We start from the raw sequence: 1,249 nt of genomic DNA on the forward strand, positions 1-1,249 counted from the left end.
GATCCCGAGGATGGGTTTTGCAGCCAGATGCCCGTGCCCGGGGTGCCCCTTCCCGAGTTGGCCCGGAATATGTTCCGGTGGCCCCAGGAGCCATCGCTTGACACGAAGGATGCGTATCCGTGCTTGACGGCGTTTTCGCCGGAGTTGCCGCTGATGTACCAGTCGTTGCCGGTCACCATGACCCATGCATCGGCGTCCGAGACTCTGCTGTGCCCGAGCACCGTGTTGTGGAGGATCGAGCCGTCCGAGGTGCCTTCCTTCGCCTCGATGCCCTCAGCTCCGGCCTCTCTTACGGTGTTGTGCGCGACCGTGTTGCGGTCGGAGCGGTCGGGTTCGCCGCGGGTCACTTCGTCCCATCTCCGCCCGGATGTGCCGATGTAAATGCCTTCACCGTACTGCGGGTTGACGACACCCGTACGCTCAACGAGGTTGCCGACCACGAAGCTGTCCGTCGTGAACGCGTACAGGTGGATGCCTTCGTTGCCGGTGTCGTGAACGTGCAGGTCGGTGACCGCGACGTTCTCGCCGAACTTGACCATGACGCCCTGCAGTGCGTTTCCGATTGTGAACCCGGTGATGCGCACATGGCTGGCCGTGTCGACGCGCATCGCTACGCCGGATGATGTCGAGCCGGCTTGGACGACGGCGCTCCGTGGCCCGCAGACCCAGATCGGATTGCTGGTGGTCCCCGACGCCGTCAGCTTGAAGCCGCCCTCGTAGGTGCCGGGTTCGAGACGGATCACGGTGCCGGGAAGCGCGGAGGCGAGAGCACGATGGAGCCCAGTGGAGCTGCTGACGCGCACGGTCGCGGTGGGGCAGTCTGTCGCGCGGATCGGCGGCGACTGGACCGCGCGGGACGCGGTCGCTGCGCCGACGACGAAGGAGTCGTGATGTGTGATCTCGCCGCCGGACAGTGTGTTTGCGGTGCCCGTGGAAACGATCTTGATCGTGTGCGTTCCGGCGCCCAGCCCGAGAGCAGTGAACGCTCGAACTCTGGTCGACTGCGTCGGAGAGTAGTTGTCCACGCGTTTCTGGCGAACGCCGTCGAGGTAAACGTCGACCATTCCGCCTGAGGTCGACTTCCAGGTGTACCACGTGATGCTCGCGCCTTGAAAAGTCAAGGACGCCGAAGCGGAGCCCTGCGAGTAGCGGATAGCACCGCCGCTCGAGCCACTCGACGTGAGTGACCTCCAGAACCCGGTGTATTGGATCGCGCCGGAAGTCTCTTCGTACGTTCCGGGTCCCACAG

At 64.5% G+C, this 1,249-nt stretch carries 1 protein-coding gene; it reads right to left on the minus strand.

What is annotated here, in order from left to right:
- The coding region (locus ACPW96_RS23260) for a right-handed parallel beta-helix repeat-containing protein (RefSeq protein ID WP_425886115.1) at window positions 1-1,249 on the minus strand (1,249 nt) is incomplete at both ends.

It is taken from the genome of Micromonospora sp. DT81.3 (assembly GCF_049847225.1).
Lineage (GTDB): Bacteria > Actinomycetota > Actinomycetes > Actinomycetales > Microbacteriaceae > Microbacterium.